The following is a 24,954-nucleotide window of genomic DNA, read 5'->3' as shown; positions in this document are numbered from 1 at the left end:
CGCGGCCATGGGCATCCGACAGCGTTTCGCGGTGCGGCCGACGGGGCTGCGGGCCGTCCGTGACCTCCTGCTGCGACTGCGGCTGTGGCTGGCCGCCCGATTCCGGGCGCTGCGCGCGGCCCCGGCCCGCCGGCGGCTGCGGGCCGGTGTCCCGGGGCTGCGCCGGATCACGTGCGGGCCGGCGCGGCTGTACGGGCGGACGGTCGCCGCGTACACCGCCGCCGACGCCGCCGCCGCCGACCTGGGGCAGGTGCGCGCCGTGCTGGAGGCGGCCGGTGTGCCGTACTTCCTGGTCCCCGCCGAGCGGGGGCCGGGCGCGCCGGGGCCGGTGGTCGGGGTGGAGGAGTCGCACCGGGAGGCGGTCCTGGCACAGGCGGCGCGGCACCTGGCCGGTACGGCCGGGTACGTCGGCGCGGTCGGCCCGGACGGCACCGTGTCGGCCGCGGTGCTGTGGGCCGACGGCCGGCTGCCGCGCGCCGTGCGCCGGGCGGCGGTGCTGCGGACCGGTGTGGTGCGCCTCGGGCCCGGCGGGCAGGTGCTCACCGGTCTGGAGACGGGCTGTGACGTGGAGTTCTGGCGGTACGGCCGGGACCTGGGGAAGGACCCCGGGCACCTGACCGTGCCCGGTGCCCGGCTGGCCGAGGACTTCGGTCCGGCGCTGGTCGCGCCGCGCCGCAACGCGGTGTCGGAGGTGCTGCCGGAGACGGCGCTGCGGCCCGCGTCCGAGGTCGCGGCCGGGTCCCGGCGCGGCGCGCCGACGTTCGCCGCGTTCGCGGAGCCCGGCATCGACGAGGTGTGCTTCCCCGTCGACGTCGTGTACACGTGGGTCGACGGCGACGACCCGGCGATGGCCGTGAAGCGGCGCGCCCACCAGGTCCTCTCCGACGGTGCCATCGCCGCCCGGGAGACCGGCGCGTCCCGCTACACCAGCCACGACGAGCTGAGGTACGCGCTGCGCTCGCTGGAGATGTACGCCGGTTTCGTCCGGCACGTCTACCTGGTGACCGACGCGCAGACACCGGACTGGCTGGACGCGGAGGCGGCGGGCCTGACCGTGGTCGACCACCGGGACATCCTCCCGGCCGACGCGCTGCCCGTGTTCAACTCGCACGCGATCGAGAGCCGGCTGCACCGCATACCCGGCCTGTCCGAGCACTACCTGTACTTCAACGACGACGTGTTCATCAACCGCCCGGTGGACGCGGGACACTTCTTCCACGGCAACGGCATCGCCCGCATCCCGCTGTCGCCGCTGAAGCTGGGGGCCGGTGCCCCGCATCCGCTGGAGCCGGCGCCGAACTCGGCCGGGAAGAACGCCCGCGAGGTGATCCGGCGCTTCCACGGCCGGTACGTCACCCACAAGTCGCTGCACACCCCGCATCCGCAACTGCTCTCGGTGATGCGGGAGATGGAGGACCTCGGCATCGAGGAGCTGGAGCGGACGGCGTACTCCAGGTTCCGGGCCACCACCGATGTCGCTCCCGCGTCGACGCTGCACCACCACTGGGCGATCGCGACCGGCCGGGCGGTCCCGGCGGACTACCGGTTCCGGTACGTGCAGCTGGGCACGCCGGACATGCGGCGGCGCCTGGCCCGGCTGGCGGCCGGCGAGGACGTCGACTTCTTCTGCCTGAACGACGTGGACACCGACCCGGCGGACCGGGCGGCGGCCCGCGCGGCCATCGGGGAGTTCCTGGACCGCAAGTACCCCTTCCCGAGCCGTTTCGAGCGGACGGCACGCGGCGGGGCGTACCCGTTCGTGCCACCCCGGGAGGCCGCGCGGAGCGGGCTCGGCGGGCGGGCGCGGCGTACGGGGCTGGGGCGCGGGACGCGGGGGGCCCGGGGTGCCCACGGTGCGCGCGGCGAGGCGCCGACGCGCGGTCCGGCGGGAGCGGCGGCGGCGACGGTGTCGCCGGTGCGTCCGGCCCGTCCCGCGAGCTGACACGAGCACGGCCGTTAAAACGGCTGGTGTCGCCGCGCGCCGTTTCGGTAATGTGCGCGTGCCAGTGGGGCCACTTACCTGTGCGGGGGATCGCGAATGTCACCAACCGGTCTGAGACGTGCTGCCCGGGAGTCCGTCTCCGGGCTCCCGCGCTCCTTCTGGTGGCTGTGGACCAGCACCCTCGTGAACCGGCTGGGCGGCTTCGTCGCCACGTTCATGGCCCTCTACCTCACCCTGGACCGGGGCTACTCCGCCTCGTACGCCGGTCTCGTCGCCTCCCTGCACGGGCTCGGCGGGGTCGTCTCCTCGCTGGCCGGCGGGGTCATGGCGGACCGGCTCGGCAGGCGGCCCACCCTGCTCATCGCGCAGACCGCGACGGCCGCCAGTGTCGCGCTGCTCGGCTTCATGACCGACCCGGTCGCCATCGCCGGTGTCGCCTTCCTGGTCGGCATGGCCTCCAACGCCTCCCGGCCCGCAGTGCAGGCGATGATGGCCGACATCGTCCGCCCCGAGGACCGGGTGCGCGCGTTCTCCCTCAACTACTGGGCGATCAACCTGGGCTTCGCCGTCTCCTCGATGGCCGCCGGGTTCATCGCCGAGGTCAGCTACCTCGCCGGGTTCCTGATCGAGGCCGGCATGACCCTGGCCTGCGCGGTCGTCGTCTTCGCGAGGGTGCCCGAGTCCCGGCCCGCCGCCCCGGCCCGTCAGGCGGGACCGCGGACCGGACTCGGCACGGTGCTGCGGGACGGGCGGTACATGGCCGTCGTCGGGTTGTCCTTCCTCGTCGCCCTGGTCTTCCAGCAGGGCTCGGTCGGACTGCCGGTGGCGATGGGCCGGGCCGGGTTCTCCCCCGCCGACTACGGCAGTGCGCTGGCCGTCAACGGCGTGCTGATCGTGGTGCTCCAGATCCCCGTCACCCGGTTCATCGAACACCGCGACCCGCGCACCCTCCTGGTCGCCTCCTCCCTGCTCGCCGGGTACGGCTTCGGGCTGACCGTCCTCGCCGGCTCGGTCGGCGCCTTCATGCTCACCGTGTGCGTGTGGACGCTGGCCGAGATCGTCAACGCCCCGACCCAGACCGGTCTCGTCGTCCGCCTCTCCCCCGTCGACGGCCGCGGCCGCTACCAGGGCGTGTACACGCTCTCCTGGTCCGTCGCCGCGCTGGTCGCGCCCCTGATGTCGGGCGCGGTCATCGACCACCTCGGCGCACGGTGGCTGTGGGGCATGTGCGCCGCGGTCGGCACGGTCGCCGGGGTGGGGTACGGGGTGCTCATGCGCCGGCTGCCGACGGAACACAAGGCGCCGCGACCCACTCGGACGGGCACGGAAGCGGAGGTCCGCACCGCCTGAGGTCAGTGACCGGGGTCACAGGCGGGCGTGTCACGTCCCGGGCGGGGCGGTCCGTCAAGGGGGTGAAAGTCGATCCCCACCACACAGGAGCAGATGATGGACGCTCGTCTCGACCTCCTCGGCAACCCGCTGGCCGGGAAGCTGTTCAAGCACTTCAACGCGGTGGGCAAGGTGCTCACCGAGTCCGCGCTGCCCGCCGCCACGCAGGAACTGGTGAAGATCCGGGCCAGCCAGATCAACGGCTGCGCGTTCTGCACGGACATGCACACCAAGGAAGCCGACGCGGCCGGGGAGAGCGCGACCCGGCTGCACCTGGTCGCGGTCTGGCGGGAGGCCACGGTGTTCACCGAGGCGGAGCGGGCCGCGCTGGAGCTGGCCGAGCAGGGCACCCGCATCGCCGACGCGGCCGGCGGGGTCACGGACGAGGCCTGGGCGAAAGCGGCCGAGCACTACGACGAGGACCAGCTCGCCGCCCTCGTCGTGCTCATCGCCGTCATCAACGCCTACAACCGCGTCAACGTCCTCGTGCGGCAGCCGGCCGGCGACTACGTGGCCGGCATGCTCGGCTGAGGAGCGCCGCGGGGTTCACGGGTGCATCCGCGCGCCCTTCAGCACCTTGTCGACGCCGTTGCGCGGGCCGTACACCGCCAGTCCGACCAGGTCCAGGGCGGCGGTGGACACGGCCCGCACCGCCGCCCGGTTGTCGTGGTCGTCGCCGGTGGCGAACAGGTCGGCCGTGAACACCGCCCGGGGCAGGGCGCGGCTCAGCGCCCTGCGGTGGGCGGCCCGCAAGGTGTCCTCGTCGCCCTCGAAGACCAGGACCGGCTGCCCCAGCATGGGCAGGTAGGCGATCCCGTCGGCGTCCTCGTAGGGCTCGCCGATCACCTCGGGGGCGGCCGTACCGAGGCCGCTGACCAGGAAGGCGGTGACGTTCAGCCGCTGCCAGGGCGCCAGGTCGGCGCGGAGCAGTACGGCGATCTTCGTGTCGTGTCGGCGGTGTCCGGTGCTCATGGGACGAGACTGCCGACCGCCGCCCACCGCCGTCTTGTACGTTCTTCGCATGGCAGCCGGGAGCGAGGTGACCGCGTGGCGTCCCCGGGTCCCGGGCGTCACCGAGGTCTTCCACGCCCGCTTCACCGAGTACGCCTATCCGATGCACGTCCACGACGCCTGGACGCTGCTCGTCGTGGACGACGGGGCCGTACGGTACGACCTCGACCGGCACGAGCACGGCACCCCGCGCGACACGGTGACGCTGCTGCCGCCGCACGTGCCGCACAACGGCTCGCCCGCCACACCGGGCGGGTTCCGCAAGCGGGTCCTCTACCTCGACGGCAGCCGGCTCGGGGACGAGCTCATCGGTGCGGCCGTCGACGGGCCGGAGCTGCGCGACCCCGTACTGCGCCGCCGCGTCGGGCAGTTGCACACCGTGCTCGCCCGGCCCGGCGACGAACTGGAGGCGGAGAGCCGGCTCACCCTGGTCGGGGAGCGGCTGCGCGACCACCTGCGGCGCCGGACCGACGTACCGCCCCGGCACCGCGACCCCGTACTCGCCGCCCGGCTTCGGGAGTTGCTCGACGCGCGGGTCGTCGACGGGATCACGCTGGCGGAGGCGGCGCGGCTGTTGCACGCCCACCCGGCGCACCTGGTACGGGCGTTCAGCGGTGCGTACGGCATCCCGCCGCACCAGTACCTGCTGTCCCGGCGGATCGGTCGGGCCCGGCGGCTGCTGCTGGACGGGATGGCGCCGGCCCAGGTGGCGCCGGTGACCGGGTTCCACGACCAGGCGCACCTCACCCGGCACTTCAGGAAGCTGGTCGGGGTGACACCCGGGCGTTACCGCGCCGCGCGCTGAGCCTCGTACAGGTTGCGCGGGCGTACGGCGTCCGTCGTGCCGTACAGCTCCAGGCGGGAGTGCGGGTCGCCGGTGAAGTCGGGGACGTCGACCTGGTCGAACTCGCGGACCTCGTTCAGTCCGACCGTCGCCGACCAGGGGGCCAGGCCGTCGATCCGGACCAGGCCGGCGCGGCCGTTGGTGACCCGGATGTTCCAGTGGGCGAAGCGGGCGCCGAACAGCGGTCCGGCGCTGGCGTCGCCGCCGTGCCGGCCGTTGTTGTCCACGGTGATGTCGGTGCGGACGTTGGCGAAGGGCAGCCCGCGGTGGCTGTCGAAGGTGCCCATCCGCATGTCGCCGCGCGACCAGACGTTGTGGGAGGACAGTCCCTCCACGTTGATGCCGTGCAGCTGGGTGTCCGGGGGCGCGGGGACGGTCCGCTCCTCGACGGTGAAGTCCTCGACGAGGTTGTCGTGGGAGCCCTCGCGGCAGAAGTACGGGTGGTGGGCGCCCCGCCCGGCGACCCGGGTACGGCGCAGGGTGCAGGCGGAGGCGGCGACCAGGCCGAAGCCGTTGTCGACGTGCCGGACGGTGACGTCGTCCACCCAGCAGTCGTAGGCGCACTGGAGGACGACGCCGTTGTAGCCCTTGTCGAGCAGATGCGGTGACTGCGGGGTCTGCACGGCCTCCAGGGTCAGGCCCTCGACGCCGGAGCCGGTCAGTTCGGGGACGTGGGTGGTCAGCCGGGGGTCCCACTCGGGGCGCAGGTCGAGCGGGAGGGGGCGTTCGAGGGTGACGCGGCGGCCGTGGACGCGGGTGACGCGGACGGGCCATTCGTAGGGGACGTACGACGTCAGCTTGGTCTTGTCGTCCCACGCGTACGCCGCCGGGCCCGGGCCGCCGCCCGCCATGTGCTGGAGCAGGGTGTGGGCGGTGTCGTCGGCCAGGCGGAGCAGGACGAGGCGGCCGGGGTGGAGCGTGCGGGCGTCGGCGACCGTGACCGTCCAGGAGCCCCGGCGGGCCGGTGCCACGGTGGTGAGGGTCGTCCACTCGTCGCGCGCGTTGCCCGTCCAGCCCTCGAAGGGCCAGGCCCGGGCCCTGATGGCGGCGGTCAGGGACTGCCAACGGGCGTCGGGGGCCAGCCAGATGAGGCCGCCCGCCCAGGACCATGCGGACTTGTCGCCGCCGTAGCGGGAGCCGTAGGCGCCGATCAGCTCGGTGAGGTTCCTGGTCGCGTACAGGGTCGTCCGGCCGCTGCCGGCGCCGCGCAGCACGACACCGCAGTGGCCGATGCGGATGACGCCGTCGACGCGGTAGGTGCCGGGCGGGACGGTGACCGTACCGCCGCCGGCCCGTGCGGCGGCGGCGAGGGCGCGGTTGATGGCGGGGGCGCAGTCCGTGGTGCCGTCGGCCACGGCGCCGAAGGCGGTGACGTCGGCGACGACGCGGGGGCGCGGGAGGCGGGTGGCTCCGGCGCGGCAGCCGGCCCGGCCGACGTAGGGGATCTGCGGGTGGGTGAACGGGGTGCGCCGGAACTCGTGCCAGATCGACGGGATTTCGGCCGCGTGGGCGGTACCGGACGCGGCGCCGAGGGCCACGGCGGTGGCTCCGGCGAGGAGGGTCCTTCGGGTGAGGTGTGCGTCGCTCATGCCGGCCGCTCCTCTAGTGTTCATGATGATGAACAGAGTTCAGGAATACGTCGGGCGCGAGCATGCCACCGGCACACAGCCGAGGGAAGGGGTCGGACGGGGCACCGCGCGAAGTGGACGGAAGCCGCCCGTCCGCAGATCACGGCTGGTTAATGTCCGGCCATGGATGACACACAGGAAGCACCGGAGCCCCGCACTTCGCACGACTCGTCCCGCTCGCTGCCGCTCAGACGGTTGTCCATCGCCGCCGCGGGCGCCGCGGCCCTGGCCGCCCTCGGCGTCGGGGTGGCGCTCGCGGCACCCTCGGACCACGGTGCCCGCTCGGGACAGGGCGTCACCAGCACCGTTCCGCCGGACACGGACAGCGGAGGCACGTCCGGCGGGGACGCGTCCGGAAGCGGCACGTCCGGAGGTGGCGTGACCGGCGGGGAAACCTCGGGAGGGGACACCTCGGGAGGGGACGTCTCCGGTGGGGGCTCCGTGGACGGCGGTGGCAGCGTGGGAGTCGACGCGGGCGCCGACGGCGGTACCGCCCCGACTCCGAGCGGCCCCGCGTCGTCGGGCGAACCCACCGGCAGCGCCGGCCTCGACGAGCTGAACCGGCGCATCACGGAACTGGACAAGAAGGTCGACCGGTTGCCGACCAAGAAGGAACTGGCCGACGCCCTGCGGAGCTTCGCCGACGAACTCGACCGCAGCGCCGGGAACGGACACCCCCGGCCGGACCCGTCCTGAGCCTTCGGGCGGGCCCGGTCAGTCCGTCGGGTGCTCGATCAGGTTCTTGAACGCGTCCAGGTTGCGCGTGGACTCGCCCCGGGACACCCGCCAGGCGTACTCCTTGCGGATGGAGGAGGCGAAACCAAGTTCCAGGAGGGTGTTGAAGGCGCCGTCGGCGGCCTCCAGCGTCTGGCCGAGGAGCCGGTCGATCTCGTCGGGGGTGACGGAGGCGAGCGGCAGGCGCGCGGCGACGTAGATGTCGCCGAGGCGGTCCACCGCGTAACCCACGCCGTACAGGCGGAGGTTGCGCTCCAGCAGCCAGCGGTGGACGGCCGGTTCGTTCTCGTCGGGGTGCCGGATGACGAAGGCGTTCAGGGAGAGGGAGTGGCGGCCGACGAGGAAGGCGACCGTCGTGGACAGCTTGTGGCTGCCGGGGAGTGTGACGACGTAGTTCCCCGGTCCGGGGTTCTCCCATTCCAGTCCGGCGTCCGTGAAGACGGCTTCCAGAACCTTCCCGGCCTTCTCGACATCACCCATGGTGCGAGCGTACGCGACGGCGGTGGGACTGGGTCGCGGCCGTGTAGACGTCGGCGGTGGCGGCGGCCGCCGTGTCCCAGCCGAAGGACTGGGCGTGCCGGGCGGCGGCCCGGCCCAGCCGCGGGGACAGGTCCGGATCGTCGGCGAACCGGCGCAGCACGCGCGCGTAGTCGGCCGGATCGTGGCCCCGGACGAGGAAGCCGGTCTCGCCGTCGCGCACGGCCACCGGCAGGCCGCCCACCGAGGCCGCGATCACCGGCGTCCCGGCCGCCTGCGCCTCGATGGCGACCAGGCCGAAGGACTCGCTGTAGGACGGCATGACGAGGACGGACGCGGCCCGGAACCAGTCCGCGAGCTGCTCCTGGCCCACCGGCGGCCGGAACCGCACGACGTCCGCGATGCCCAGCCGGGCGGCCAGCTTGTGCAGCCCCTCCGGCCTGGCGAGCCCGCTGCCGCTCGGGCCGCCGACGATCGGGACGAGGATGCGCGAGCGCAGCTCGGGACGCTCCTCCAGCAGCACGGCCACGGCGCGCAGCAGGATGTCCGGCGCCTTCAGGGGCTGTATGCGGCCGGCGAAGAGCGGGATCAGCGCCTCCTGGGGCAGGCCGAGGCGGTCGCGGGCGGCGGCCCGGCCGTCGGCGGCGCGGAACCGCTCCAGATTGACGCCGGGATGGACCACGGCGACCTTGGCCGGTTCGGCCGCGTAGTGCCGCAGCAGCTCGCCGGCCTCCTCCGCGGTGTTGGCGATGAGCCGGTCGGCGGCGGCCACGATCTGGGTCTCGCCGATGACCCGGGCGGCCGGCTCGGGGGTGTCGCCGGCGGCCAGGCTGGCGTTCTTGACCTTGGCCATGGTGTGCATGGCGTGCACCAGCGGGACGCCCCAGCGCTGGGCGGCGAGCCAGCCGACGTGGCCGGAGAGCCAGTAGTGGGAGTGGACGAGGTCGTAGTGGCCGGGGCGGTGACCGGCCCACGCCTGCATCACCCCGTGGGTGAAGGCGCAGAGCTGGGCCGGCAGCTCCTCCTTGGCGAGGCCCTCGTAGGGTCCGGCGTCGACGTGCCGGACCAGGACACCGGGGGCCAGCTCCACGACGGGGGGCAGGCCGCCGGCCGTGGCCCGGGTGAAGATCTCGACCTCGATGTTGATCGCGGCGAGTCGCTGGGCCAGCTCCACGATGTAGACGTTCATGCCACCGGCGTCGCCGGTGCCGGGCTGGTGGAGCGGGGAGGTGTGCACCGAGAGCATGGCGACCCGGCGGGGACGCCGGTGCAGCCGGAGCCGTGCGGCGGCCGCCGGGGAGCGCCGCCCGAGCCTGCTGACGTACTGGCTCACGTGGCGTTCCTCCTCGCTGCGGGCATGCCTGCCGGAGGGGCGCCGTCTCCCTCCAGGGAGTGCAACAGCGTCCGGATGCCCGGCCATTTCCCGATCAAGCGACTTTGCCGAATCGTTACCCGGACCTGCCCGACCGCTGCCAGCCCCGGGGACACGGGCGGGAGACCGCGCGCCACCCCGCGCGCGGACCCGGCCGCCGCCCCCGACTTACCCTCATACACATGACAGCCCGCTCCACGCCCCTCCCCCGCTCCCGCCAGGGCGGGGGGAGACCCGTCGTGGGGACGGTGACGCGCGGGACGACCAACCCCAACCGGCTGCGCCGCATGGACCGCTGGATCGCGGCCGTGCACGGCGGTGAGCTGCGGCGTGCCGAGGACCCCGTGGCCGTCGACCTCGGCTACGGCGCGGCACCCTGGACCGCCGTCGAACTGCTCGGCCGGCTGCGCGCCGTCGCCCCCCGCGCCCGCGTGGTCGGCGTCGAGATCGAACCCGAGCGGGTGGCGGCGGCCCGGCCGTACGAGCGGGACGGGCTGGTCTTCCGGCACGGCGGCTTCGAGATCCCCGTACCCGGACGCCCGGTGCTGATCCGCGCCGCCAACGTGCTGCGCCAGTACGACGAGGGCGAGGTCGCCGCCGTGTGGGCGCGGCTGTGCGCCCGGCTCGCCCCGGCGGGCGGCGGCTCGCGCGGCGGGCTGCTGGTCGAGGGGACCTGCGACGAGATCGGCCGGCGGCACGTATGGGTGGCGCTCGGCCCCGAGGGCCCGCGCACCGTCACCTTCGCCACCCGGCTCGGCTCCCTGGACCGCCCCTCCGACCTCGCCGAACGCCTGCCGAAGGCACTCATCCACCGCAACGTCCCCGGTGAGCCGGTCCACGCCTTCCTGCGCGACTTCGACCGCGCCTGGGCCGCCGCCGCGCCCTACGCCTCCTACGGCGCCCGCCAGCGCTGGCTGCGCGCGGTGGGGGACCTGACGGCCGACTGGCCCGTCACCGACTCGCCGACTCGCTGGCGGCAGGGCGAAGTCACCGTGTCCTGGACGGCGTTGGCACCGGTCCGCTGACCACCGGACGGCAAGGGAACGATCTCCCGGCGCCGTACGTCACATCGCGGAGGGACCGCCGTACGGACGGTGGCGCGGGGCACGCCACGGGGCGCGCCGGGACCGGGGGCACCCGGTTTCGGACGACCTCTGTCGTTCTGCGCCCGGCCGTGGCAACATCCCTCGGGCGACCGTAAGTTACTGACGGTAAATCAGCTGGGGGGAAGAGGTATGCGTACGGGCGAGCGCGGCCTGCTCACTGCCGCACTGACCGTGATCTGCGCGGTGACCGTTCTGGCGGCACCCGGCACGGCGTTCGCGGCCCCCGCCCCGCCCCCGGCCCCCGCGCCGGCGGCGACCCCCGCGCCCGACAAGGACCTGGAAGCGGTCCGCGCGCGGCTCGACCGGCTGTACCACGACGCGGCCGTCGCCACCGACGCCTACAACGGGGCCGAGGAGAAGGCGCGCAAGCAGTCCGCCGAGATAACCGCCCTGACGAAGCGGATCACCCAGCAGCGGCAGCGGCTGGCGGAGCTGACCGACCGGGCCGGCGCGGCGGCCCGGGACCAGTACCGCACCGGCGGCCTGTCGCCCACGGCGCGGTTCCTGCTCGGCGACGACCCGGGCCGCTTCCTCGACGACGCCGGCCGGGTCCTCCAGGGCCAGCGGGCGGCGTCGGGACTGATCACCGACGTGTCCCGCGCCCAGCGGGACCTGAAGGACTACGCCGACGACGCCGCCGCCCGCTGGAAGGAGCTGGAGGCCGACCGCAAGGCCCGGGCCGCCGCCCGGCGCGAGATCCGCAGGCAGATCGACACGGCCGAGAAGCTCGAGTCGCGGCTGGAGAAGAAGGAGAAGGAGCGCCTCGCCCAGCTGGAGCGGGAGGCCGCCGCGAAGGCGCAGACGGCCTGGCTCGGCACCGGCGTCCTCGACGGCACCGACGGCACGACCTCCGTCCGGGGCGAGAAGGCCGTGCGGTACGCCACCGCCCAGCTCGGCAAGCCGTACGTGTGGGGCGCCGAGGGGCCGGACTCCTTCGACTGCTCGGGCCTGACCTCGCAGGCCTGGGCGGCGGCCGGGCACCCCGTCCCCCGCACCTCGCAGGAGCAGTGGAGACAGCTCCCGCACGTCGCCGTCGAGGACATGCGCCCCGGCGACCTCGTCATCTACTTCGACGACGCCAGCCACGTCGCGATGTACATCGGCAACGGCAAGATCATCCACGCCCCGCGCCCCGGGCGTGACGTGACGGTCGCGGGCGCCGGCTCGATGCCGATCCTCGGGGTCGTACGGCCGGACGCGACACACGTCCCGGCACCGCCCGCCGGACGCGCGACGGGACCCGGCGGCGGCTCATCTCCCCGGTGACGTACGTCATGTGACCCACCGCACCCCCAACAGCCGCCCAAACCGGCACAGGACGTGAGCTTCGTCATCCCCCGGACACCGGAACCGTGTCCAACTGCGGTACGGAACGCGGCATATGACAGCGGCGGGCCCCGGAGCGACGCGGCTCACACCATTCCGCCGGGGCGGTCGCAGCCGCTAGGGTCACCCGTCGGTGGGTCGAGACCCTCGACGCCGCCGTGCCCTCGGGGGGAGGGAAGGAACCCAGGACGATGCCCGTACCCGTACCGCGGCAGAGAGCGATCCCGGCCGTGGAGAGTGGTCAGGCGCCGGCCGCCAGCGCAGCCGGCGGCCCCCTCAAGGAAGAGGCCCACCGCGACGCCACGCCCGTGCACAGCACCGGCGCCACTCTCACCCTGCTGCTGATCGAGGACGATCCGGCCGGTCTGCCCGTCGTGCCCGACCTGCTGGACCCGGCGGGCAAGCCGATGCGCGTCCGCACCGCCCGCAACCTCACCGAGGCCGGACGGCTGCTCACCGACGACGTCCACTGCATCCTGCTGGACCTCGCGCTCCCGGCGCCGGGCGGCAGCGACACCGACGACGAGCTGGCCGTGCTCCGCCACGTGCTCCAGCTCGCCCCCCGGCACGCCGTCCTCGCGCTGACCGCCTCCGGCGACGCCGAGCGCGGCGCCGAGGCCGTGCGCGTCGGCGCCCAGGACTACCTGTTCCGCGACGAGCTGGACGGCCGGCTGCTCAGCCGCGCCATCCGCTACGCGGTCGAGCGCAAGCGGTCCGACACCGCCGAGCGGCGGCTCGCCGAGGGCAAACTGCGCGCCCAGGAGAACCGCCGCCTCGAACGCGGCCTGCTGCCGACCCCACTGCTCGACGGCTCCGCGCTGCGCTTCGCCGCCCGCTACCGCCCCGGCCGCTCCCGGGCCCTGCTCGGCGGCGACTTCTACGACGCCGTCCGCACCCCCGACGGCACCGTCCACGCCATGATCGGCGACGTCTGCGGGCACGGCCCCGACGAGGCGGCGCTCGGCGTGGAGCTGCGCATCGCCTGGCGGGCGCTGACCCTGGCCGGGCTGTGCGGGGACGAGCTGCTGAGCACGCTCCAGCAGGTCCTGGAGCACGAACGCGCCGACGAGGAGATCTTCGCGACGCTGTGCACGGTGGACATCGCCCCCGACGGGCGCCGCGCGGGCCTGTGCCTGGCCGGCCACCCGGCGCCGCTCATCGCCCGCCCCGGCCGGCCCGCCCGGCTGCTGCCGTACGAGAACAACGGCCCCGCCCTCGGCCTGCTCCCCGGCGCCCGCTGGCCGCGCATGCAGGTGGAACTGGGCGCCGAGTGGAGCCTGATGCTCTACACCGACGGGCTGATCGAGGGCCGGGTCGGCGTGGGCGGGGAGCGTCTCGGCCAGGACGGCATGGTGGAGATGATCCGCCGCCAGCTCTCCGAGGGGCTGCGGGGCGAGGAACTGCTGCGCGCCGCGGTCAGCGAGGTCCGCGACCTCAACGGCGGCGAGCTGACCGACGACGTCGCGGTGGTCCTCCTGGACCGCATCACCTGACCCCCGGCCCGCGACGCACAGCCACGGCACGCCGCACTCCGCGGCGCCGGCGCCTGCCGCGAGGCGCCCCGCCGGCGCCGGTACGTCACCGGGGCCGTACGGGAGGCCCCGGCGCCCCCGCACGGCCTGGGCGCGTCATGCTCCCGGCGCCTCCGCTGTGGGAGCGACCACTGCCGACGAAGGGCCGCACCGGCCGCGCCGCCGCGATCGCCACTCGAACCCCACCGGCGCCACCGGGGGGTGACCCCCGCGCCCTCCGCGGGCCGGGACGCGCGATGTGCTCCCGTCGCCTGCGGCCGTGCGGGCGCTCGTCGGTGCTGGACACCGATGCGAGGGGCCCCGCACCGGCGCCGCACGGGTGGGACCCGGCTGTTCGCTCGGGCCCGTGGGGATCGGGTCAGCGGCCGCCGTTGTACGGGCCGTACGGGCCGTCGCTGCTGCTGCCGCCGCCCCGGCGGCCCCAGCGGCGTCCGCCGCCGACCTGCTGGAGCGCGGGGCGCACGTCCACCAGGTACACGATCGCGGCGACGGCGCCGGCGATCGGCAGGATGGACAGGATCGAGAAGAGGTAGGCCACCACCAGGGCGATGCCCAGGATGATCAGCCAGAAGACCTTGTTCTGCTTGTCGGCCGCGCGGAAGGCGTCCTCGCGCCGGAACGCCGCGTCGAACAGCCCGAACGCGGCCAGGGCCATCAGAACGATCTTCAGGATGCCCATGAATCCCGCGAAGCCCAGCATCAGCATGCGTCCACCGCCCGTTGTCTTCCGATCCCGCTACGCCGCCACCGTACCCAGAGAACGGGCCGGACACCCCGAAGGTGCCCGGCCCGCACGTGCCACGCCGGTCCCGGTCACTGGGCCGGCGGGGTCGCCTTCTTCGTGGTGGTCTTGCGGGCGGCCGGGGTCTTCCGCGCCGCCGGCTTGTCCTCGCCGGACACGGCGGTCGTCCCGGCCGGTGCCGGGGCGGTCACCGGCTCGGCCGGCGGCGTGGCCACCGGCGCGGGCGTGACGACGGGCTGGGCGGCCGGCCGGGTCTCGTCGAGCCGGACCTCGCCCGGCTCGGCCTTGCCCTCGACGGCGATCGCCAGTTCCTCGATCTCCTCGGCGGCCCCGCCGCGCCAGGTACGTACGGCCTGCTCGCCGTGCTCGGCGACCTTCTCGTACGTCTCACGGGCCTTGACCGCGTACTCGGCCGCGACGCCGACCCCGCGCAGCGCGAGGTCCTGGGCGCTCTCGCCGATCTTCTTCACGTCGAGGGAGCCGATGAAGCCGGTGACCCGGGTCTGGAGGGTCTCCTGCGCCTCCTTGGCGCGGGCGGCGGCCTTCTCCTGCACGGCCTTCGGGTCGGTGTTGCGCACGGCGTCGATGCGGGCCGGGGCCTCCGAGCGGAGCTGCTCGACCAGGGCCGGCACCTTCTTGGCCTGCTGGAGCGCCAGGTCGGCGGTGCCGGCGGCGAAGTAGAGCGGAGTCGGGTCGCTGAGGGTCTTGCGCAGGTCGTCGGTGATGGCCATGGTGAGGGTTCCTCCCGGATCGGATTCGCGTTCGACTGGGTTGGTGTGGTCCGCGGCGGGCGTCCGGTGCCCTGGTCCGGCTTACCCGGCCGTCCGCCGTGGACCGGTGTCCGTTTCACTTCCGGCGGCATCGCCGGCGTCTGCCACGTAGGTGTCCGAGCCGGCCGCCTCGTCCTCGGCGGGACGGCTGCCCCCGAATCCGTTCTCCTTGCGGAAGGATTCGTAGATCTGGAGCAGCACCTGCTTCTGCCGCTCGTCGAGCGAGGGGTCGGCGAGGATCACGGCGCGGGTCGCACCTTCCCGCAGGCGTTCCTCCCCGTCCCGCTCGGCGTCGAGGATGCCGGCGCGGACGTAGAGCGTCTCGGCGGAGATGCGCAGGGCCTTGGCGACCTGCTGGAGCACCTCCGCGCTGGGCTTGCGCAGACCGCGCTCGATCTGGCTCAGGTACGGGTTGGACACGCCGGCGGCGTCGGCGAGCTGCCGCAGCGACAGCTGGGCGTTCCGCCGCTGTTCGCGCAGGTACTCACCGAGGTTGCCGACGTTCAGCGATGCCATGCCTCCACCTTGCCCCACCCCCGCTAACAATTGCAAGCACCTGCTTGCAAAAGTGTTCCCGGCGTGTCGCGGACACCGCTCCCATCGGTCAGGAATCGAGAAGCGGTGGACGGGCGGGCGCCGCTAGCGTGTCGGGGCGGCCCGACGGACGGAGAGACGATGAGCACGGACACGAGGACGGACGCGCGGGCGGGTGCCCCGCACGTCGCCGACAGCCATGAACTGATCCGCGTGCACGGTGCGCGCGAGAACAACCTCAAGGACGTCGACGTCGTCATCCCCAAGCGCCGGCTGACGGTGTTCACCGGCGTGTCCGGATCGGGCAAGAGCTCGCTGGTCTTCGACACCATCGCCGCGGAGTCGCGGCGGCTGATCAACGAGACGTACAGCGCCTTCGTGCAGGGCTTCATGCCGACCCCGGCGCGGCCGGACGTGGACCTCCTCGAGGGGCTGACCACCGCGATCATCGTCGACCAGCAGCGCATGGGGGCCGACCCGCGCTCCACCGTCGGCACCGCCACCGACGCGCACGCGATGCTGCGCATCCTGTTCAGCCGGCTCGGCACACCGCACATCGGCTCGCCCAAGGCGTTCTCCTTCAACGTCGCCTCCATCAGCGGGGCCGGCGCGGTCACCGTGGAGCGCGGCGGGCGGACGGTGAAGGAGCGGCGCGAGTTCAGCGTCACCGGCGGCATGTGCCCGCGCTGCGAGGGCCGCGGCTCGGTGACCGACATCGACCTGACCCAGCTGTACGACGCGGACAGGTCGCTCGGCGAGGGCGCGCTCACCGTGCCCGGTTACAAGTCCGGCGGCTGGAACCACCGTCTCTACGCCGAGTCCGGGCTCTACCCCGCCGACAAGCCGGTCCGCACGTTCACCGAACGGCAGCTGCACGACTTCCTGTACCGCGAGCCGACCCGGATGAAGATCGCGGGCATCAACATGACGTACGAGGGGCTCGTCCCGCGGATCCGGAAGTCGATGCTCGCCAAGGACCGGGAGGCGATGCAGCCGCACATCAGGGAGTTCGTGGACCGGGCGGTCACCTTCACCACGTGCCCGGACTGCGACGGCACCCGGCTCGGTGAGGCGGCCCGCTCCTCGAAGATCGACGGGATCAGCATCGCCGACGCCTGCGCCATGCAGATCAGCGACCTGGCCGAGTGGGTGCGGGGGCTGGCCGAGCCTTCGGTGGCGCCGCTGCTGCGCTCGCTGGGCGAGACCCTGGACTCGTTCGTGGAGATCGGACTCGGCTACCTGTCGCTGGACCGGCCCGCGGGCACCCTCTCGGGCGGCGAGGCGCAGCGCACCCGGATGATCCGCCACCTCGGTTCCTCGCTCACCGACGTCACGTACGTCTTCGACGAGCCGACGGCCGGTCTGCACCCGCACGACGTCCGGCGGATGAACGACCTGCTGCTGCGGCTGCGCGACAAGGGCAACACCGTGCTGGTGGTGGAGCACAAGCCGGAGGTCATCGCGATCGCCGACCACGTGGTGGACCTCGGCCCGGGCGCCGGTACGGCGGGCGGCACCGTCTGTTTCGAGGGCACCGTGGCGGGGCTGCGGGCGAGCGGCACGCTCACCGGCCGGCACCTGGACGACCGGGCGGCGCCGAAGGAGTCGGTGCGCGAGCCGTCCGGGGCGCTGGAGATCCGCGGGGCGACGCGGCACAACCTGCGGGGGGTGGACGTCGACATCCCGCTCGGGGTGCTGGTCGTCGTCACCGGGGTCGCCGGTTCGGGCAAGAGTTCGCTGGTCCACGGGTCGGTGCCGGCCGGGCACGGGGTGGTGTCGGTCGACCAGGCGCCGATCCGCGGTTCGCGCCGCAGCAACCCGGCGACGTACACCGGGCTGCTGGAACCGGTCCGCAAGGCCTTCGCCAAGGCCAACGGGGTGAAGCCGGCGCTGTTCAGCGCCAACTCGGAGGGCGCCTGCCCGGGGTGCGGCGGTGCCGGTGTCGTCTACACCGACCTGGCGATGATGGCCGGTGTCGCGGTCACCTGTGAGGAGTGCGAGGGCAGGCGGTTCGACGCCTCGGTGCTGGAGTACCGGCTCGGCGGCCGGGACATCAGCCAGGTGCTGGAGATGACGGTGGCGGAGGCGGAGGAGTTCTTCGGCGCGGGCCCGGCACGGACCCCGGCCGCCCACCGGGTGCTCGCCGACCTGGCCGACGTGGGCCTCGGCTACCTCACCCTGGGCCAACCGCTCACCACGCTCTCCGGGGGCGAGCGGCAGCGGCTGAAGCTGGCCACGCACATGGCGGAGAAGGGCGGGATCTACGTCCTGGACGAACCGACCACGGGGCTGCACCCCGCCGACGTGGAGCAGTTGCTGGGCCTGCTGGACCGGCTGGTGGACTCCGGCAGATCGGTCATCGTCGTCGAGCACCACCAGGCGGTCATGGCACACGCCGACTGGATCATCGACCTGGGTCCGGGCGCGGGGCACGACGGCGGCCGGATCGTCTTCGAGGGCACCCCCGCCGAGCTGGTGGCGGCCCGCTCGACCCGCACCGGGGAGCACCTGGCGGAGTACGTCGGCGCCTGATCGCCGGCCGCCGTTCATAACGGCAGGGGGCGGGTGTGCACCACGTCGGGGGAGCCTACGCGGGGGAGCCGGGCCCGGTCGGCCAGGCCGGGTGCGGGGTGCCGCGCCACCGGGACGACAGGCCCAGGGAGGCGGTGGCCGCGGCCAGCGTCATGGGGTACGCGTCCACCGCGCGCCGCACGTTGGGGGCGTCCAGGCCGGTGCCGGTGACCATCCGGTCCAGGTCGACGTAGGCCGAACGGACGATCTCGATCCACCGGTACACCCGCCAGTCCCGCTGCCAGCCCTCGGTGAACCGCGCGGGCAGCCGGGCGTCCCAGCGGCGGAACATGCGGTCCCGGATCTCCGGCCGGGTCGGGGTCAGGTGCATGTGCCGCACCAGCTCGTACAGCGGGTCCCCGACCAGGGCCATCTCCCAGTCGATGAGGGTCAGCGGCCGGCCGTCCTCGCGGCGCACCAGGTTCCAGGGGTTGAGGTCGCCGTGCAGCAGGGCGCAGGCCCGGTCGGTGACCCGGTGCCGGGCGAGGATCTCGCGCAGCCGGGGCGCGTCCGGCAGGCCCAGGAAGCGGGCCGCCCGCTGCGACTCGCCGGGCAGGCCCGCGACCAGCGCCACCAGCTGTTCGCTGAGCCAGCCGTAGAAACCGGGGCCGCCGGCCACCGGGTCGGTCGGGGCGTAGTCGACCCCGGTGAGCGCGGCGAGCTGGTCGACCAGGCAGTCCGCCTCGTGCGGCAACAGCCCGTGCACCGGGTGCTCGGGGCGGCGGCCCAGGTCGCGGGCGCCCTCGTAGGTGTGGACGGTGAAGGCGTCCCCGCCGTACCGGTGGGCGGGGTCCGTGGCGTGGCTGGTGCCCAGCGCGAGCACCCGCGGCGCGGCCACCGCCGCCCCGGACCGCTCGATCGCCCGGAGCACGACGTGCTCGCTGAGGAAACCGGTCTCGCGCCGCAGGACGACGGTCGCCTCGCGGCGGACGACGACGGGGAACGCGGTCCCGGGCACCCGGAGCACCGTGGTGAGGTGCGCGGCCCCCTTGAAGACCCGGTCGGCCGGGGCCGCGCCCTCCAGGAACAGCGCGTCGGCGACCGCCGGGTAGGGGAAGTCGGGGTGTTCGGGGACGCGCCGGTCGGGGGTCCAGCCGAGGGCGCGGACCGGTGCGGGGCGCCGGGGCACGGCTCCGGACGCCGCCCGCCGGAACAGGATCCGCTCGATCTCCCGCCGCTCGGGCACCCGGCCCAGCCGCAGCGGGCCGGCGGCGGCGCGCAGCGCGTCCCGGACGGTCGCCGTCGCCGCGTCCAGGCGCCGCTGGTCGAAGGCGTCCTCCAGCGAGCGGGCGGCCCGGATCACGTCGGCGTACAGGGCCCGGGCGCAGCCGAAGTCGAGGTAGTGCCGCAGGTCACGGGAGAGGCCGGCCGTGGCGGCGGGCCGGACCCGGTGCACCGCCTCGGCCCAGGCGTCGACGGCGGCGGGCCGCCGGTGCTCCGGGTGGCCGGTGCGCAGCAGGTGGACGGCGAGGTCGTGCAGCGGGTCGCCGTAGCTGGCCTGTTCCCAGTCCACGCAAGTCAGCCGCCGGTCGCCGGTGGCCGGCCGGACCAGGTTGCCGGGGTGCAGGTCGCCGTGGACCAGCCCGTACGGCCGCCGGGTGAGCGCGGGGACGCGGTCGGCGAACCGCGACAGGGCGTCCTCGGGCACACCGAGGGCGGTGAACAGGCCGCCGTACCGGCGCCGGTGGGGCTGCCGGATCTGCTGGTCGGTCAGGTGGGCGAGGGTGCGCAGGAAGCCCTGGGAGTCGGTGTGGTTGCGCGGCCAGTGGGTCGGCAGGGGCGGCAGGACACCGCCGCGGACCTGGGCGATCGCGGCGAGGAGCTCCGCCAGCTCCCGCAGCAGGGGGGCCTCGACCTCTTCCCCGGGACGGTGGGTGTCGGCGAGCGCGGTGCCGTCCACATGGCTGTGGACGGCGTAGCCGGGCCCCGCGGCCAGGCACACGGGCACGTGCGGCAGCGCCCCGCGCACGGCGCGCAGGATCTCCGGCTCGCTCCGCCAGGTCCGGATCACCAGGGGCACCGCGTCCGGCCGCGTCACCCGCACGGTCACCGGAGTGCCGGGCGCCCGGCCGAGGAGCCCGGCGAGGGGTTCGGCGAGGGGCACGACGTGGTCCCGGCGGTGGTCGTAACGGTGGTGGCCGTGGTCGTCGCGGCCGGCCGCGACGGCGCGGGCCACGAACTCACGGACGAGGGCGTCGGTCCGGGCTCTGCCGGCGTGCTCCCCGGCGGCGGCACGGGGAACGGGCGGTGCGCCCACGGGCCACTCCGGGTAGGTCGTGCGGAAAAGGCGGTTCTGGTGGGACGGGTCGGAGGGGCCGGGGACCGGGACGGCGTCGCGGGACCCGTCGGCCGGAACACCGGGCCCGGCGGGGCCGCCACGCCCGCACGCCCGGGACGAGCGGTCCGACGGGTGGTCGGCCGCTCCACCCGCGCCGGGTGTGGCGTACGCGTTCCGGGCGGTGGCCCGCAGTGGCCGCATCGTAACGCACCGCGAGCCACCGCGGCGGCACGCCAGAGCCTCTCGTTCGGATCATGCCGGGCTCGCGGGGCCCGGCCCGATCCGAACGAAAGGCCCCTAGCCGCGGGCGCCACGCAGCAGCCGCAGCAGGGGTTCCAGTGAGCGCACGACGTGGTCCGCGCCCGCCGCGCGCAGGGCCTTCGCCTTCTGGGCGCGGCGCGCGTAGCCCAGGAAGGGGACGCCGGCCCGGCGGGCCGCGGTCAGGTCGGAGAGGGAGTCGCCGATCATCAGGGCCGTCGTGGGCGCCGCGCCCATCGCGTTGAGGGCGCGGTTCAGACAGTGCGGGTCCGGTTTGAGGTGGTGCAGGTGTTCGGTGCGGCCGTACAGGTGGGGGGCGAAACAGCCGGCGGTGCCGCGGGACTCCAGGTAGGTGCGGGCCGCCCGGGGTGAGTTGTTGGTGGTGACGGCCAGGCGGGCGCCGACGGCCGTCCAGGTGCGGATGAGCGGGTCGGCGTAGGCGGTGGGCAGCGCGGAGGCGGCGGCCCGCAGCTCCTCCTGGGTGAGCCGTTCCTCCAGACCGGTGACGAGGTCGCTGCCCGGGCGGCGGCGGCCCACGGCCCGCAGCACGACCTGCGGGTCCAGCGTCTCGCGCTCGGCGTCGGTGAGCAGGCCGCGCAGCCCCTGCCGCTCCAGCCAGTCCACCAGGTCCGCCGCCACCCGCTCGGCCCGGTGGGTGGCGAACAGCCGGCAGATCGGTCCGTCGAAGTCCCACAGCACGAAACGGGCAGGTGTGATCAGTCCCCGTAGCTTCTCGATCTCGCTCGCAACGAAAGTCGCGTCAGAAGTCGCATCAGAAGTCACTAAGAGAGTGTCAGGTCCGTGCTGATGGTTTCCCAGAGGGCGTCGAACCACTTCTGCGACTGTTCCACGAACGCCGCGTCCCGCTGCCCGGCCCGCCGCTCGAAGGAGAACAGCAGGGACTCGGAGCCGAGCGCGTCGTACATCTCCAGCGTCCCGTCCTCGGTGGGCTCCGCGCGGCGCGTGACCGTGTAGTACGCGAACAGCGCCTCCGACCCGTTGAGCAGGTACAGCTTCACCGGCGGGGTGAACGGCAGTGCCCGGAAAGTCACTTGGACGTCGATGCCGTGCGTGCCGCGCAGCGCCTGGAGGTTGTACTGGAGCACCTGGCCCTGGGCGTTGCGCATCCCGAGCCAGCGCTGGTGCACCGCGTCGTCGTCGCTGCCGGCGTCGACGGAGACCGGGAAGGCCAGGTTGATGTCCCGGGACGGCAGCAGGACCCGGACGTCGACCCGCCGGGGCCGCAGCCGACCGTCGTGGATGAGCCGCAGCGGTTCGCCGAGCGCGGGTATGAGGCTCTGCGCGGTCAGGCAGACGGCGTCGATGCGCACGTGCGGCGCGGCGAAGGCGTCGGTGAGCCGGGGGGCGAGGGCCACCATGGTCGGCTGCGGCCCCTCGTGCGCGGCGACCGCCGGCCCGGCGACCCGGGGCGGGCTGCCCTTGCTGACGTTGCTGAGCAGGCCGTCCTCCTGGAGTGCCCGCAGGGCCTGGCGCACCGCGCCCCGCTCCACACCGAACTCCCCGGCCAGCTCGGCCTGGGTCGGCAGCCGTTCACCGGCCCGCAGGGCACCGGAGCGGATGCGGTCGCGCAGGGTGTCGGCGATCTGCCGCGAGCTGCGCCGTCCACCGCCGTTGACTGCCGCGTTCTCCTGGGTCACGACCAAAAGCTACAACCCTGACCCATCTTCGGGGAGTTGCGCGCGAGTTGTTCGTGCCGGACGACCAAGTGGGTCGGGAGTGGGTGAAGTTGGTTACCAACTCGGTCAGGTTGGTGTCGCTCAGGGGGTGAGGACCAGCTCGGAGCTGATCGTCTCCCACAGGGCGTCGAACCACAGCCGGGACTGTTCCACGAACGCCGCGTCCGGCCGCCCGGTGCGCTGCCCGAAGGCGAACAGCACCGACCGGGTGCCGTCGGCGTCGTACAGCTCCACGTGCTCGTGCTCGATCTCCTGTTCGCGGCGCCCCAGCGTGTAGTACGCGAACAGCGCCTGCGAGCCATTGAGCAGATACAGCTTCACCGGCGGGGTGAAGGGCAGTGCCCGGAAGGAGACCCGCACGTCGATGCCGTGGGTGGTGCGCAGGGCCTCGAGGTTCTGCCGCAGCACCAGGCCCTGGGCGTTGCGCTGGGCCAGCCAGCGCCGGTGCAGCAGGCCCCCGTCCCCGGCGTCCACCGGGGTCGGGAAGGCGAGGTCGATGTTCCGGCCGGGCAGCAGCAGCCGGAGGTCGATCTTGGCCGGTTCCAGCCGGCCCGCGTGGATCTGCCGCAGCGGCTCCCCGATCGCCATCGTGAGCGAGACCGCGGTCAGGCAGAGCGCGTCGATCCGCACGTGCGGGGCGGCGAAGGCGTCGGCGATCCGCGGCGCGAGGGCCACCATGGTGGGCTGCGGCGGCGCCGCCGGGCCGGCCGGGGCACGCGCGGGCCCCGGGACCGCCGCCACGGTGGCCGGACTGCCCTTGGAGACGTCGGTGAGCAGCCGCTCCGACTGGAGGATGCGCAGCGCCTGCCTGACGGCACCGCGCTCGACCCCGAACTCGTCCGCCAGCCTCGCCTGGGTGGGCATGCGCTCGCCCGGCCGCAGCACTCCGGTCCTGATCCGGCGCCGCAGTTCGTCGGCGATCTCGCGGTGGGACGAGCGGTGCCGCTGGGGCCTCGTCCGCCCACTGGCGGGGACGTGCTCCGGGTCCACACCTGGCACCGTACAACTTCCCGCCAACTTCTGGCAGTTCCGCCGTAGCTGGTTATGAGCCGCTTCCCGGCGGAGATAAGTACAGTGAAGTTGGCAGCCAACTTGCCCGACCTGGTCAGGCCTCCTCGTGGTTGGCCGACCGGGTTCCCTCCCGGAGGGGAGCCGGGAGCCCGGACAGGGAACGGCCACCGGAGCGCACAGCCACAACTGAACATCCCGCACAGCCACAACTGAACACGCGTCGCACAGCCACAACTGAACAGCTCGCTACGGATGAACAGTCGGCGTCGCCGGGAGAGGGGAGCCGCAGCGACGGTCCGGGCGGCTCGACCGCCCGGACGGGCACACCAGGGCGCCGGCCACCGGACGGCGCCCTCTCGCCCGCCCGGGCGCGCCGCACGGGGACCCCGCCCACCGCGGGCGGGCGGGTGCCGTCAGGTCAGCAGGTCGTCGATCTGGGCCTCGCCCGCCCGGTAGCGGCGGGTGATCTCCCGGCCGCAGTCGTCGACCGTGCGCTGGAGCAGCTGGCGGCGCCGGGAGACCTCCTGCTCGTAACGGACCAGCCGGCCCATGGCGGCCACCAGTTCGGGATCGGTCCGGGCCGTCAGGTCGGACAGCTCGACCCCGCCGAGCATCTCGGCGGCCAGCAGCCGGTACTCCTCGTTGTGCGGGGTGCCGAGCGTGACGTGCCGGGCCGAGGAGCGCTGCCGGGCCGGGGCGTCCTGGAGGATCTCCGGGAGCCGGTCGACCACCGAGCCGTCCACGGGCGCCGGCACCGACGTCCGGCCCCGCCGGCCCAACTCCGCCCGCAGGATGTCGATCCGGCCGTGCAGCAGCCGCCGCACATAGCTGAGGTCCGCCTCGTCGCGCTGGGCGTCGCGCAGCAGGGCGCGCAGCTCGGGCAGGCTCAGCCGGACCAGGTCGTGCCCCTGGGAGCGGCCCGTGCCCGGGCGGGGCTCGGGGCCCGTGGTGCCGTCGGCACGCTGCGCGGGCGGCCGGAATGCCTTCTGTGTCCCCAGCCGCCCGCTGGTACTCGGTGTGCTCATCTGGTGGTGACCGTCCCCTCGACCCGCGTGTGACAGCATCGTGCCACCCCAACCCGCCGCTATGTGACCGAGTGCCCCCGAACAGCCCCAGATGGGCGGTAACGGAAACAAATTGGGCCCGCCGCGGCCCGCCGGGGTCCACCACGACCGTCTGCGACCGGCTGCGACCGCTTTCGACCGGCCGCGGCCCACCTCGGCGCGACGGTGGCCCCGCGCCGCCGGGCGCGCGGCACCCGGCATCATGGTCCGCATGCGTGCGGTGGTGCAGAGAGTGGACGGCGCGAGCGTCGTCGTGGACGGCGAGACGGTGGGCGCCCTCGAGGGCGAGGGGCTGTGCGTCCTCGTCGGGGTGACCCACGAGGACACCCCGGAGAAGGCGGACCGGCTGGCCCGCAAGCTGTGGACGCTGCGGATGCTGCACGACGAGAGGTCGTGCAGCGACACCGGCGCCCCGCTGCTGGTGATCAGCCAGTTCACCCTGTACGGCGACGCCCGCAAGGGCCGCCGGCCCACCTGGAACGCGGCGGCCCCGGGCGAGGTCGCCGAGCCCCTGGTGGACGAGGTGGTGGCCCGGCTGCGGGCGCTGGGCGCGACGGTGACGACGGGCCGGTTCGGCGCGCGGATGCGGGTGTCGCTGACGAACGACGGCCCGTTCACGGTGCTGCTGGAGGTCTGACCGGGCCGGGCCGGGCGGCGGGCCCTGGGG

Annotated in this window: 22 protein-coding genes; 10 read left to right on the top strand and 12 right to left on the bottom strand. The window is 74.2% G+C overall.

What is annotated here, in order from left to right; all coding sequences use genetic code 11:
- The first annotated feature begins 7 nt into the window (after positions 1-7).
- From ACIQVT_RS14405 to ACIQVT_RS14395, 3 genes are all read left to right on the top strand, one after another.
- The gene (locus ACIQVT_RS14405) at positions 8-1,942 is read left to right on the top strand and encodes a stealth conserved region 3 domain-containing protein (protein ID WP_403751958.1); all 1,935 of its coding nucleotides are present in this window, start codon (positions 8-10) and stop codon (positions 1,940-1,942) included.
- A 96-nt stretch (positions 1,943-2,038) separates the two neighbouring features.
- The gene (locus ACIQVT_RS14400; protein ID WP_403751957.1) at positions 2,039-3,292 is read left to right on the top strand and encodes an MDR family MFS transporter; all 1,254 of its coding nucleotides are present in this window, start codon (positions 2,039-2,041) and stop codon (positions 3,290-3,292) included.
- Positions 3,293-3,388: 96 nt separating this feature from the next.
- Positions 3,389-3,862 carry a carboxymuconolactone decarboxylase family protein gene (locus tag ACIQVT_RS14395; RefSeq protein WP_403752965.1) on the top strand — a complete coding sequence of 158 codons (474 nt, stop codon included), beginning with the start codon at positions 3,389-3,391 and terminating at the stop codon, positions 3,860-3,862.
- Between the two features lie 15 nt (positions 3,863-3,877).
- Here the strand turns inward: ACIQVT_RS14395 and ACIQVT_RS14390 are convergent, their stop codons facing one another.
- Positions 3,878-4,303, bottom strand: coding sequence for a DUF2000 family protein (locus tag ACIQVT_RS14390; RefSeq protein WP_403751955.1), 426 nt, complete (start codon positions 4,301-4,303; stop codon positions 3,878-3,880).
- Between the two features lie 49 nt (positions 4,304-4,352).
- Between ACIQVT_RS14390 and ACIQVT_RS14385 the strand changes: the two genes are divergently transcribed.
- Complete coding sequence (locus ACIQVT_RS14385) at positions 4,353-5,147, top strand: AraC family transcriptional regulator (RefSeq protein ID WP_403751953.1); 795 nt, start codon at positions 4,353-4,355, stop codon at positions 5,145-5,147.
- Here the strand turns inward: ACIQVT_RS14385 and ACIQVT_RS14380 are convergent.
- Complete coding sequence (locus ACIQVT_RS14380; protein ID WP_403751951.1) at positions 5,129-6,775, bottom strand: glycosyl hydrolase family 28-related protein; 1,647 nt, start codon at positions 6,773-6,775, stop codon at positions 5,129-5,131. The genes ACIQVT_RS14385 and ACIQVT_RS14380 overlap by 19 nt on opposite strands.
- A gap of 162 nt (positions 6,776-6,937) precedes the next feature.
- Between ACIQVT_RS14380 and ACIQVT_RS14375 the strand changes: the two genes are divergently transcribed.
- Complete coding sequence (locus tag ACIQVT_RS14375) at positions 6,938-7,510, top strand: hypothetical protein (RefSeq protein WP_403751949.1); 573 nt, start codon at positions 6,938-6,940, stop codon at positions 7,508-7,510.
- Between the two features lie 18 nt (positions 7,511-7,528).
- Here the strand turns inward: ACIQVT_RS14375 and ACIQVT_RS14370 are convergent, their stop codons facing one another.
- Both ACIQVT_RS14370 and mshA read right to left on the bottom strand, forming a co-directional pair.
- A complete protein-coding gene (locus ACIQVT_RS14370; RefSeq protein ID WP_403751947.1) occupies positions 7,529-8,029 on the bottom strand; it encodes a YbjN domain-containing protein in 501 nt (166 codons plus the stop codon).
- Positions 8,022-9,359, bottom strand: coding sequence for a D-inositol-3-phosphate glycosyltransferase (gene mshA / locus ACIQVT_RS14365; protein WP_403751945.1), 1,338 nt, complete (start codon positions 9,357-9,359; stop codon positions 8,022-8,024). Before mshA ends, ACIQVT_RS14370 begins: the two co-directional genes overlap by 8 nt.
- A 221-nt stretch (positions 9,360-9,580) precedes the next feature.
- Between mshA and ACIQVT_RS14360 the strand changes: the two genes are divergently transcribed.
- The 3 genes from ACIQVT_RS14360 (at position 9,581) to ACIQVT_RS14350 (ending at position 13,323) form a co-directional block, all read left to right on the top strand.
- Complete coding sequence (locus ACIQVT_RS14360) at positions 9,581-10,423, top strand: class I SAM-dependent methyltransferase (protein ID WP_403751943.1); 843 nt, start codon at positions 9,581-9,583, stop codon at positions 10,421-10,423.
- A 210-nt stretch (positions 10,424-10,633) separates the two neighbouring features.
- Positions 10,634-11,770 (top strand): NlpC/P60 family protein, encoded by a 1,137-nt coding sequence (locus tag ACIQVT_RS14355; RefSeq protein ID WP_403751941.1) that lies wholly within the window; start codon positions 10,634-10,636, stop codon positions 11,768-11,770.
- A gap of 251 nt (positions 11,771-12,021) precedes the next feature.
- Positions 12,022-13,323 carry a PP2C family protein-serine/threonine phosphatase gene (locus ACIQVT_RS14350; protein ID WP_403751939.1) on the top strand — a complete coding sequence of 434 codons (1,302 nt, stop codon included), beginning with the start codon at positions 12,022-12,024 and terminating at the stop codon, positions 13,321-13,323.
- 397 nt (positions 13,324-13,720) lie between these two features.
- Here ACIQVT_RS14350 and ACIQVT_RS14345 read toward each other — a convergent pair whose 3' ends face one another.
- From ACIQVT_RS14345 to ACIQVT_RS14335, 3 genes are all read right to left on the bottom strand, one after another.
- Positions 13,721-14,068 (bottom strand): DUF2516 family protein, encoded by a 348-nt coding sequence (locus ACIQVT_RS14345; protein WP_403751937.1) that lies wholly within the window; start codon positions 14,066-14,068, stop codon positions 13,721-13,723.
- A 107-nt stretch (positions 14,069-14,175) separates the two neighbouring features.
- Positions 14,176-14,835, bottom strand: coding sequence for a hypothetical protein (locus ACIQVT_RS14340; protein WP_403751935.1), 660 nt, complete (start codon positions 14,833-14,835; stop codon positions 14,176-14,178).
- Positions 14,836-14,916: 81 nt separating this feature from the next.
- A complete protein-coding gene (locus ACIQVT_RS14335) occupies positions 14,917-15,390 on the bottom strand; it encodes a helix-turn-helix domain-containing protein (protein ID WP_403751934.1) in 474 nt (157 codons plus the stop codon).
- 159 nt (positions 15,391-15,549) lie between these two features.
- Here ACIQVT_RS14335 and ACIQVT_RS14330 point away from each other — a divergent pair, with 159 nt between their 5' ends.
- Positions 15,550-17,940, top strand: coding sequence for an ATP-binding cassette domain-containing protein (locus tag ACIQVT_RS14330; protein ID WP_403751932.1), 2,391 nt, complete (start codon positions 15,550-15,552; stop codon positions 17,938-17,940).
- Positions 17,941-17,995: 55 nt separating this feature from the next.
- On the opposite strand, the gene ACIQVT_RS14325 is transcribed toward ACIQVT_RS14330, so the two are convergent.
- From ACIQVT_RS14325 to ACIQVT_RS14305, 5 genes are all read right to left on the bottom strand, one after another.
- Positions 17,996-20,236, bottom strand: a complete 2,241-nt coding sequence (locus ACIQVT_RS14325) for a phosphotransferase (protein WP_403751930.1) — start codon at positions 20,234-20,236, stop codon at positions 17,996-17,998.
- Positions 20,237-20,554: 318 nt separating this feature from the next.
- Positions 20,555-21,298 carry an HAD family hydrolase gene (locus tag ACIQVT_RS14320; RefSeq protein WP_403751927.1) on the bottom strand — a complete coding sequence of 248 codons (744 nt, stop codon included), beginning with the start codon at positions 21,296-21,298 and terminating at the stop codon, positions 20,555-20,557.
- Positions 21,298-22,179 carry a winged helix-turn-helix domain-containing protein gene (locus ACIQVT_RS14315; protein ID WP_403751925.1) on the bottom strand — a complete coding sequence of 294 codons (882 nt, stop codon included), beginning with the start codon at positions 22,177-22,179 and terminating at the stop codon, positions 21,298-21,300. The genes ACIQVT_RS14320 and ACIQVT_RS14315 overlap by 1 nt, the downstream gene beginning before the upstream one ends.
- 114 nt (positions 22,180-22,293) lie before the next feature.
- Positions 22,294-23,202, bottom strand: a complete 909-nt coding sequence (locus ACIQVT_RS14310) for a winged helix-turn-helix domain-containing protein (RefSeq protein WP_403751923.1) — start codon at positions 23,200-23,202, stop codon at positions 22,294-22,296.
- A 434-nt stretch (positions 23,203-23,636) separates the two neighbouring features.
- On the bottom strand, positions 23,637-24,248 hold the full coding sequence (locus tag ACIQVT_RS14305) for an aerial mycelium formation protein (protein WP_403751921.1): 612 nt from the start codon (positions 24,246-24,248) through the stop codon (positions 23,637-23,639).
- Between the two features lie 250 nt (positions 24,249-24,498).
- On the opposite strand from ACIQVT_RS14305, the gene dtd reads away from it, so the two are divergent.
- Positions 24,499-24,924 (top strand): D-aminoacyl-tRNA deacylase, encoded by a 426-nt coding sequence (gene dtd / locus ACIQVT_RS14300; RefSeq protein ID WP_403751919.1) that lies wholly within the window; start codon positions 24,499-24,501, stop codon positions 24,922-24,924.
- Positions 24,925-24,954 lie beyond the last annotated feature (30 nt).

The sequence above is a fragment of the Streptomyces sp. NPDC100445 genome (genome assembly GCF_044759735.1).
Lineage (GTDB): Bacteria > Actinomycetota > Actinomycetes > Streptomycetales > Streptomycetaceae > Streptomyces.
Note: the sequence above shows the minus strand (reverse complement) of the source record. Positions and strands in the feature narration are given on the sequence as shown.

Excerpts from the sequence above, each read along its gene's own strand:
- ACIQVT_RS14380 (WP_403751951.1), bottom strand. The coding sequence starts at position 6,775 with ATGAGCGACGCACACCTCACCCGAAGGACCCTCCTCGCCGGAGCCACC.
- ACIQVT_RS14305 (WP_403751921.1), bottom strand. The coding sequence starts at position 24,248 with ATGAGCACACCGAGTACCAGCGGGCGGCTGGGGACACAGAAGGCATTC.
- ACIQVT_RS14340 (WP_403751935.1), bottom strand. The coding sequence starts at position 14,835 with ATGGCCATCACCGACGACCTGCGCAAGACCCTCAGCGACCCGACTCCG.
- ACIQVT_RS14355 (WP_403751941.1), top strand. The coding sequence starts at position 10,634 with ATGCGTACGGGCGAGCGCGGCCTGCTCACTGCCGCACTGACCGTGATC.
- ACIQVT_RS14335 (WP_403751934.1), bottom strand. The coding sequence starts at position 15,390 with ATGGCATCGCTGAACGTCGGCAACCTCGGTGAGTACCTGCGCGAACAG.
- ACIQVT_RS14400 (WP_403751957.1), top strand. The coding sequence starts at position 2,039 with ATGTCACCAACCGGTCTGAGACGTGCTGCCCGGGAGTCCGTCTCCGGG.
- ACIQVT_RS14350 (WP_403751939.1), top strand. The coding sequence starts at position 12,022 with ATGCCCGTACCCGTACCGCGGCAGAGAGCGATCCCGGCCGTGGAGAGT.
- ACIQVT_RS14345 (WP_403751937.1), bottom strand. The coding sequence starts at position 14,068 with ATGCTGATGCTGGGCTTCGCGGGATTCATGGGCATCCTGAAGATCGTT.
- ACIQVT_RS14390 (WP_403751955.1), bottom strand. The coding sequence starts at position 4,303 with ATGAGCACCGGACACCGCCGACACGACACGAAGATCGCCGTACTGCTC.
- dtd (WP_403751919.1), top strand. The coding sequence starts at position 24,499 with ATGCGTGCGGTGGTGCAGAGAGTGGACGGCGCGAGCGTCGTCGTGGAC.
- ACIQVT_RS14385 (WP_403751953.1), top strand. The coding sequence starts at position 4,353 with ATGGCAGCCGGGAGCGAGGTGACCGCGTGGCGTCCCCGGGTCCCGGGC.
- ACIQVT_RS14375 (WP_403751949.1), top strand. The coding sequence starts at position 6,938 with ATGGATGACACACAGGAAGCACCGGAGCCCCGCACTTCGCACGACTCG.
- ACIQVT_RS14405 (WP_403751958.1), top strand. The coding sequence starts at position 8 with ATGGGCATCCGACAGCGTTTCGCGGTGCGGCCGACGGGGCTGCGGGCC.
- ACIQVT_RS14395 (WP_403752965.1), top strand. The coding sequence starts at position 3,389 with ATGGACGCTCGTCTCGACCTCCTCGGCAACCCGCTGGCCGGGAAGCTG.
- ACIQVT_RS14360 (WP_403751943.1), top strand. The coding sequence starts at position 9,581 with ATGACAGCCCGCTCCACGCCCCTCCCCCGCTCCCGCCAGGGCGGGGGG.
- ACIQVT_RS14370 (WP_403751947.1), bottom strand. The coding sequence starts at position 8,029 with ATGGGTGATGTCGAGAAGGCCGGGAAGGTTCTGGAAGCCGTCTTCACG.
- ACIQVT_RS14330 (WP_403751932.1), top strand. The coding sequence starts at position 15,550 with ATGAGCACGGACACGAGGACGGACGCGCGGGCGGGTGCCCCGCACGTC.